The 8,799-nt window shown below is 45.6% G+C and carries 8 protein-coding genes; 6 read left to right on the top strand and 2 right to left on the bottom strand.

All coding sequences use genetic code 11. From position 1 onward, the window contains the following. Nucleotides 1-186 precede the first annotated feature (186 nt). From DN53_RS08905 to DN53_RS08880, 6 genes are all read left to right on the top strand, one after another. Nucleotides 187-1,305, top strand: a complete 1,119-nt coding sequence (locus DN53_RS08905) for a DmpA family aminopeptidase (RefSeq protein ID WP_129654027.1) — start codon at nt 187-189, stop codon at nt 1,303-1,305. Nucleotides 1,306-1,429: 124 nt separating this feature from the next. Then, on the top strand, nt 1,430-2,569 hold the full coding sequence (locus DN53_RS08900) for an SPFH domain-containing protein (protein WP_129654026.1): 1,140 nt from the start codon (nt 1,430-1,432) through the stop codon (nt 2,567-2,569). Nucleotides 2,570-2,716: 147 nt separating this feature from the next. Further along, nucleotides 2,717-3,808, top strand: a complete 1,092-nt coding sequence (locus DN53_RS08895) for a TFIIB-type zinc ribbon-containing protein (protein ID WP_129654025.1) — start codon at nt 2,717-2,719, stop codon at nt 3,806-3,808. 45 nt (nt 3,809-3,853) lie between these two features. Continuing rightward, entirely contained in the window at nt 3,854-4,618 is a 765-nt protein-coding gene (locus DN53_RS08890) for a LytR/AlgR family response regulator transcription factor (RefSeq protein ID WP_129654024.1), read from the top strand. A gap of 90 nt (nt 4,619-4,708) precedes the next feature. Continuing rightward, nucleotides 4,709-5,173 carry a DUF4440 domain-containing protein gene (locus DN53_RS08885; protein WP_165357330.1) on the top strand — a complete coding sequence of 155 codons (465 nt, stop codon included), beginning with the start codon at nt 4,709-4,711 and terminating at the stop codon, nt 5,171-5,173. Nucleotides 5,174-5,244: 71 nt separating this feature from the next. Continuing rightward, nucleotides 5,245-6,177, top strand: a complete 933-nt coding sequence (locus DN53_RS08880) for an SMP-30/gluconolactonase/LRE family protein (protein ID WP_129654022.1) — start codon at nt 5,245-5,247, stop codon at nt 6,175-6,177. Nucleotides 6,178-6,220: 43 nt separating this feature from the next. Here the strand turns inward: DN53_RS08880 and DN53_RS08875 are convergent, their stop codons facing one another. Beyond that, on the bottom strand, nt 6,221-7,333 hold the full coding sequence (locus DN53_RS08875; RefSeq protein WP_129654021.1) for a lactonase family protein: 1,113 nt from the start codon (nt 7,331-7,333) through the stop codon (nt 6,221-6,223). A 35-nt stretch (nt 7,334-7,368) separates the two neighbouring features. Next, nucleotides 7,369-8,757 (bottom strand): MATE family efflux transporter, encoded by a 1,389-nt coding sequence (locus DN53_RS08870; RefSeq protein WP_129654020.1) that lies wholly within the window; start codon nt 8,755-8,757, stop codon nt 7,369-7,371. Nucleotides 8,758-8,799 lie beyond the last annotated feature (42 nt).

The following is an 8,799-nucleotide window of genomic DNA, read 5'->3' as shown; positions in this document are numbered from 1 at the left end:
AAGGCCCAGACCACGGCACCCTTTGAGTATGGGGCCAGGCTCACCGAGACCATATTGTTGGGCACCATTGCCGGAAGGTTCCCCGGGGAGACCCTCCACTGGGACGCACAAGCGGCTAAGTTCAAGGAGGAAAAGGCCAATGCCTACCTTTCTGGAGACTATAGGGATTTTTAGAACTCCCCTATTATGAATAGGTCCGTACTGACCCTCCTGATCCTACTACCATTACTTTCGTTTTCGCAGAAGCGTATTCGGGATTATGGTGTTGAGATTGGAGTGCTCAGACCAGGACAATACAATGCAATTACCGACGTGCCTGGGGTACGGGTGGGACATGTTACCTTGATAAAAGGCGACAGCATCCGTACCGGGGTCACGGCGATTCTTCCCCATTCAGGGAATCTCTTCCAGGAAAAAGTCCCGGCAGCCATACATGTGGGCAACGGTTTTGGAAAACTGGCCGGCAGCACCCAAGTGAAGGAATTGGGCAATTTGGAAACTCCTATCATCCTGACCAATACCTTGAGTGTTCCCACAGCGGTCAATGCCGTTATCGGGTATACTTTACATCAAGAAGGCAACGAAACAGTGCGTTCGGTAAATGCCGTAGTGGGTGAAACCAATGATGGATACTTAAACGACATTCGAGGGCGCCATGTCAGCGAAACGAATGTACGGCAAGCCATTTCAAAAGCAAAAACAGGAGTAGTTCCCGAAGGCAATGTTGGTGCAGGGACGGGTACCATTTGTTTTGGATTCAAGGGAGGGATAGGAACCTCTTCCCGTATACTTCCCCAAAAACTGGGAGGATACACCATAGGTGTATTGGTACAGACCAATTTTGGCGGTGTTTTGCAAATAGCGGGGGCGGATGTGGACAAGCAGCTCGACCGTTATTCCGAAACGTTCAAATATTCAGTTGACGGTTCTTGCATGATGGTGGTTCTGACCGATGCTCCATTGGATGCCCGCAATTTGGAGCGATTGGCCAAACGGGCCATGCTGGGCTTGGCAAAAACCGGAGGGATTGCCAGTAACGGCAGTGGGGATTACGTGATTGCCGTTTCCACAGCAGAGGAATGTAGAATCCCGTATGAGAGTGAAAATCCCGTTCAAACTGTACCGACCTTGCGCAATGAGGCCATGACCCCACTTTTCTTGGCTACCATCGAAGCCACAGAGGAGGCCATCCTTAATTCTCTTTTCGCTGCGGAAACCATGACGGGTCGTGATGGCCATACCATTGAGTCACTTCCCAAGGAAAAAGTCCTTAAAATACTCCAAGCGGCCCATAAAATGGACTGACACTTCATTCCATCCTTTTTTCTTTGCATGTGGCGTAACATTCCCCTTGAATTTTACACTAACCTAATAGAAACTCTATAGTTTTTTTATAGTTTTAAAAGCATAATACCTAAAAAACACTACCATGGATATTTTTGGAAAGATCAAGGAAAAACTCACCAACGAGTTTATTGACATTATTGAATGGCTTGACTATACCGACGACACCATTGCCTATCGGTTTGAGCGCTATCAGAATGAAATAAAAAACGGCGCAAAGTTGATCGTTCGTGAAGGACAGACCGCGGTTTTTATCAACGAAGGTCAATTGGCCGATGTCTTTGAACCGGGCACTTACGACCTTACCACACAAAACCTTCCGATTTTGGCAACCTTGAAAGGTTGGAAATACGGATTCAATTCCCCATTCAAGGCCGAAGTGTATTTTGTGAACACCCATTTGTTCACTGATGAAAAATGGGGCACCAAGAGTCCCATCACTTTAAGTGATGACCGATTTGGTCTGGTTGAAATTCGCGCTTTTGGCACCTATGCCTTTAAAATTTCGGATGCAGGCAAATTCATCAAGGATATTGTAGGTACGGACAGCAACTTCACCAACTTTGAGATCAATGAGCACCTTAAAAGTTTGATTGCCACACGATTCACGAATACCGTGGGCCAAGCCAATTTGCCTATTGAATTGTATGCTGCCAATACCACCGAACTTTCAGACACCTGCCGTGAAGTGATGTCCCCTGAGTTTGAAAGTGTGGGCATTTCCTTGGAAAAATTCTACATTGAAAATGTCTCCATGCCCGAAGATCTTAAAAAGGAAATCTTCGAGTATAGTCGTATTGACAAGCTTGATCTGGACAAATTGACCAAGTTCAAAACCGCCAAGGCTATTGAGGCCGCTGCCCAAAACGAAGGCGGGACCGCTGGAGCCGGAATGGGCATGGGTATGGGCTTTGTTTTGGCTCAACAAATGGGTGGAATGATGGGTGGAAACACCCAAGCCTCACCACAACAAACCGCCCAACCCATTGGAGGAGCTGTTCCACCTCCTATGCCAACACAAACCCTATATTATTATGCCTCCAACGGGGTACAACATGGACCAGTGACCTTTGAGCAAATGCAATCTCTTTTTGCATCGCGGGCCATCAACCGAGATAGTTTGGTATGGAAGCAGGGCATGGCCGCATGGGCTTCTCTTAAAGAAGTGGAAGAATTGAAATCGTTCTTGGGAGGCAACACACCGCCGCCGTTACCAGGGCAATAATTCTCATTTTGTCATTTCGAAATGAGTTGCAAAGCAACGACTGAGAAATCTAAATAATTACACATTGAGATTTCTCAGTCGCCAGCTCCTTCGAAATGACAGTCCTTCAATTTTGATATAGATTTCCGCCAATTCGGAAATGGACTTATGGAAGAACAAAAAATCCAAAAAACCGAGCTTAAAAAAGCCTGTGCCAATTGTGGTGCAGAGCTCAAGTACAAACCGGGCACGACTAATATCAGTTGTGAATATTGCGGTTACGAGGAAGTCATCAAAACTGGTGATTCCGGGTTTGAGGAGCTGGAGCTGTATCCCTATCTCAAGGAAATGGGGGAGCAACGGAACAGTGAGGAAATTTCCGTGTTGCACTGCAAAAATTGTGGTGCCAATCAACATGTGGAAGAAAACTATAAGTCGCTTCATTGTGTATACTGCGGCATGCCTCTGGTGATTGAAGATGCTTATAAGGAAGATTGGATCTTACCCGGCGCGGTACTCCCCTTTCAGATTGATCAAAAGAAATCCTTTATCATTTTCAAGAATTGGGTAAAACGCTTGTGGTTTGCCCCAAATAAACTGAAGAAGGCCGCTTTGGACCCCCAATTTACCAAAGGGCTCTATTTACCGTATTGGACTTTTGATGCCCAACTTGCGGCAAGCTATACAGGTCAACGGGGCGAATACTATTACGAAACCCGAAGGGTCCGGAACTCCAACGGCAAAATGGTGACCCAACAAGTTCGTAAAACCCGGTGGTATCCTGCTTCAGGAGAGATTTCTGGATTTGTGGACGACACCCTTATCAAGGCATCCCAACAAAAATCAGGGAGGATTCCCCAAAAAATCGCCCATTGGAACCTTCAAAGACTGCAACCATTCAACAGTGGTTTTCTTTCAGGCTTTGTTACCGAAAAATATACCATCCCGCTGAAGGAAGGACACCTCCATTCCAAAGATGTGGCGCGTGACATTGCCATGCGCTGGTGCCGACAGGACATCGGTGGAGACACCCAACGGGTGACCCACATGGACATGCAGCTATCCGAAGAGACGTTCAAACACATTTTATTACCCGTTTATGTAAGTGCCTATCGCTATAAAGGCAAGGAGTACAATTTCTTTATCAATGGTGAAAATGGACAGATTTCCGGTACCCGTCCGTACAGTGCTTGGAAGATTTTCTTTGCCGTCCTATTCGGGCTGACAGTCATTGCACTGCTGATTTACTTTGCAGGGTAATTTTCCTTGCTTGGCATCACGGTTACAAAATCCGTATCTTTAAATATGTCCAAGCCTATTTCGCTGATATCGATTTTTGTGCTGCTCAATATGGGCATTGGCCGTATGTTCCAAGTAAGTTTGGGGGCCACCTGTTTTTCGGAATTGACCATTTTGGCTGTGACCAGTTTTGTCTTTTGGACCTTCTCTGCCCAATACATAAAAGTTTGGGCCCAAAACTGGGAGCAAAAGCCTGTTGGCAAAGCCTTGGTCCTTCAAGGAGGGTTGGGCATCACCGCCACGGCAACGAACATTCTTGTTGGACAGGCCTTGGTAGTCTTTATGATGACTGTGGTATTTCGTTGTGCTTCCCCCAATTTCAATCTATTGCATGCCGGGCTTACCAACAATATCGCCGTTAACCTATTTTGCTATTTTGCACTCCTATTTTACTTTGTAAACAAGGAACACAACCAAAAAATTGACACTCCAATCACACCCATTTCAGGAGCGAAAATTCAAATGGAAGTGTCCAGGAACGGTTCCCATTTTTTACTGGTTCCTGAAGAGATCCGCTATATTGAAACCAGCAATAACTGTATTGTACTTCATACAGAAAAAGGTGTTTTTGTAAAATACCAAAGCCTAAGCTCATTGGAGAAAATGCTGTGTCCAAAAACCTTTAAACGGGTACACCGTTCCTATTTGGTGAATATGAATTTTATGGATTTCCATCAGAAAAACAGTAGTGGCGATGGGGTGCTCCACTTAAAAAATGGGGACAAAATTAAATTCAGCAGGACCTACCGAAAGAACTTGGTGGAGGTTTAACGGCATCAACCTGCCCTTATTTTCCCGCAGCTTACCCAGTGTTGTTACATGTCTTGCATCACTCCTGCTACATTTGGGAAAACTAAACACATGAAGACTTTTCTAAGTGTCGCTATTGGATGTTTTATCCTATGGTCCTGTACCTCCAAAACGGAAGGTGAAACAGAACAAAACCATAGCACAGGGCAAGATCGCCAACTTCTGACCCAATTGAAAGAGGTGAAATGGCCCAAAGCCTATCGGGAACAGGATACTCTCTTGCTCGATTCTATCTTAGGGGATGATTTTCAAATGATCGACGACCAAGGAAACTGGTCCGATAAAAAAGGAGAACTCGCCTGGATCAAGGAACATGCCAGTACCCATGATTCCTTTTTTTATGAAATAAAACGCTTGGACATCCTGCCCAACGGCACAGCCATGATCTGTGGTACCGGGCATATCTTCAAGGACTCCGTTAAAACCATTTATCAGTCCAGCAATGTCTTAATAAAAAGGGAAGGGCAATGGAAGGCGATTGCTTCCCATGTATCCGGCATCAAACAGGTACCCTAAACCTTAAAGTTCTGGTAATGTCTCCCTAAACAAATCCATATTTTAGTATTTTCCCTAAAAATCCTTATTCAATGAAAATGGTTATGGGGCTTTTGCTGTTGGTCTGTACCCTTGCCGGCGCGCAAGAAACCCATTCCGTTCCACTTACATTCAAAAAGGATTTGATTCCCGAAGGCATCGCCATTGACCCTTCCTCCAAAAAGGTATACCTCAACAGTTTGAAGAAGGATAAAATTGTACGCTGTAATTTGGATGGGACCCATGCCGAAGACTTTATTGGAAGCAAGGAATATGGGTACCTCTCCGGTTTTGGGATGACCATTCAAGGAGACACCCTCTTTGCCCTGGGAAACAGTTTGCCCAAAAGCAACAATTCATCCGTTCTTTTGATGATGAACAGCACCTCCGGAGAATTCATAGCCTCATACACCCTAAACTCAGAGGAGGTTATCTATCTGAATGATATAGCCACAACGCCAAATGGGAACGCCTACATCACCGATTCGGAAAGTGATACCCTCTATGCCCTAACCGGGGCCAAAAAGGCCTTGGAGGTCTTCTTTACCCATGAAGAGATCAAACATTCCAATGGCATCGCAGCATCCGATGATGGCAAATACCTTTATTTGGCCACCTATACCTCCGGCATCCGCATTTTGGACATCGCATCAAAGAAGTTGTTGAACCCACCCAATGAGTTAAAGGGAATTGATGGAATGAAATTCCATAAGAACACATTGATCGCCATAGTCAATGGGAAAAGGGACTTGTCCCAAAATGGGGTCTTTCAATTTGAGTTGAATCCGGAACGCACCGAAATCCTATCCGAAAAGAAGATCATGTCGTTTTTCAATCCATCGGATATTCCAACGACATTTGCTATCTATGATGACCACATGTACTTTGTTTCAGATTCCCAGTTGGACAACTTTGATCAGGAAAAAAATACCATTATCCATCCTGACCAATTGAAGCAGTATACCTTGGTCCGTCTAAAAATCTAAGGTCTTCTTTCCTGATTAGCCCTGTAAACCCATTAAATGGACTCTAATTCAAAAAGGCAATACAAACCGGACTGCCCAAGTTTGTCTCGCTTAAGAATTGCAAGGTTCCTTTTTCGGCATCCCTTTTGAAAACAATGATGTTATTGCTCCTTTGGTTGGCCACCAATAAAAATTCACCTGTGGGGTCCAATGAGAAATTCCTGGGCCAGTCTCCACGAACCGATTCCCTACCCACCAAGGTCAGCTTTCCGGATTCTTGGTCCACGGCAAAGATTACAATGGTGTTCTCCCCTCGGTTGGAACCATACAAAAACTTACCATCAGGCGATAAGTGGATATCGGCGCAATAGCTTTTTTCAGCATAGCCTTCGGCCAATGTAGATTCTGTTTGAATTTCCTGGTAAGCCCCTTGGCTGTCTTTTTCAAAAACGGAAACCGTGCTGTTCAACTCACTGATCACATATAGGATGTTGCCATTCTTACCAAAGGTAAAATGTCTGGGGCCAGCCCCAGCGGCCAAATCGATTGAGGTTTGGTCACCAACCACGTATTGGTCCCCTTCCCTTTTGTAACGCTTTATGCCATCCAATCCCAAATCCGCTACAAAAAGTCCGTCTTTGGTAAACTTTGCCATGTGCGCGCGGGAGGTTTTAGTGGTATCCAAAATCTTATGATCGATTACCTGGGCTTCTCCGGCAAGTGATCCATCCCCATTCAATTGATACAGGGCCACATTGCCCCCACCATAGTTGGCAGCGGCCAAATAACCATCCCCTGACAAGGAAACGTGGCAAGGGCCATTTCCATGGGTCCCTTTGCTGTTCTGGACTTCCAAAACACCTTCATTCAAGCGGAATGCAGTGACTCCTCCCCCAAGACTATCAAAATCGCCGATCTCCTGTATGGCATATAGATTGTTCTTGTCCTCGGAAATCGTCAAATAGGAAGGGCTTTTCAATTTTGCGGCCAGTTCCTGACTTCCAAGCGCACCCGTAGTGGCATCCAAGGTATATTTATAAATTCCCTCACTATCTCCATTGGTATACGTTCCAACAAATAGGGTGTGGGTGGTTTTCTCTTCTGATTTTTTCTCTGCTTTTTCCTTACAGGCAATTCCGGCCATTAGTACTAGACCGAGCAATAGTGTTTTCTTCATGGATGATTAAAATGTTTGTCCCAAATTAAGCATTCTTATGCAACTAATCCAGACAACTTTGTTTTAATCTCTCGGACCAGATAAATCCCCGTGACAATGGTGGCAAGCACATCGGCTATGGGAAAGGATAGCCACACGCCCATCTCCCCCATAAATTGGGGCAACAACAAAATAAGCGGTATAAAAAAGAAGCCCTGCCTAGTAAGCGTGAGCAATAATGCCGGAATGGCCTTCCCTACCGCTTGAAAATATGCGGCACCTATCAATTGAAGGGCGATGATCGGTGTAGCCGCGAAGACCAATCGCATGGCCAAAGGGGAATGCTGCAACACAAATACATTGGTGGCCAATTCCTCTGCAGGCATATGGGGTTTGTTGCTCAGGAAAAGTGATGCGATCTCAGCAGGAAAAACCATGAGGACCACAAAGACCAAGGTTGCCACCAAAGCGGCATACTTGATGGCCGTATAAATGGATTCCTTGACCCGGTCATATTGTGCTGCCCCATAATTGAAGCCTGCAATGGGCAAAAACCCTTGGGTAACCCCAAAAACAGGAAAAAGGGCAAACATGAGCATCCGGCCAATAATGGCATAGACCGCCACCATAGCCTCCCCTCCCAAATTAAAGAGGATGTTGTTCATGAGCAGATAGGTGATACTGGTCACGGCCTGGCGCGCCAAGGTCACAAATCCTAGGGAACTGATTTCTTGAAGAATGGATTTATCCAACCCAAAATGGGAAAGACTAATCTTTAACTCGGAGTTTTTTGATAGAAAAAAGTAGAGAATATATCCAAAACACATTAAATACCCAACGGTAGTGGCCCAAGCGGCTCCGTGCATGCCCCAATCAAACACATAGATAAAAATGTAGTCCATAAGCAGGTTCCCCACCGAAGGGATGATCATGGCCACCATGGCAAATTTGGGTTTCCCTTCGGCCCTGATCACGGTATTTCCCATCATACAAAGCGCCAAAAATGGGACCCCGTACAGGATAATGGTATAGTAAATTTTGGCCGGGGCAAAAATGGAACCCTTTCCACCAAAAGCTGGAATCAAGGCATCCACAAAATAAAGTCCCAGAGCCACCATGACCACCGTAACCAAAAGGGTCAGCGTGATTTGGTTTCCAAAAGTCTTAAGGGCTTTTTCCTTGTTGTTGGCCCCCAAGGCTCGGGACACAATACTGGAACCTCCAATACCTATGGCCATTCCCAAAGCAGCAATAAAGAAGGAAACCGGCAACACCACATTAATGGCGGCAATGGCAATGGAGCCAATCCAATTGCCCACAAAGATGGAGTCGACCAGTACGTTCAAGGACATCACCAGAATGCCTATGGATGCAGGGACGGCCTGTTTGATTAATAATTTTCCGATGGGTTCTTTCCCAAGTGCGTCAGAGGTTGCTTTGGCCATGCCAATGGTTATTCTTTGGGTATAAGGCTTTGTGTGAGTGCT

Source organism: Flagellimonas olearia, from assembly GCF_004150225.1.
Classification (GTDB): domain Bacteria; phylum Bacteroidota; class Bacteroidia; order Flavobacteriales; family Flavobacteriaceae; genus Flagellimonas; species Flagellimonas olearia.
This window is presented reverse-complemented; position numbering and strand designations above follow the sequence as displayed.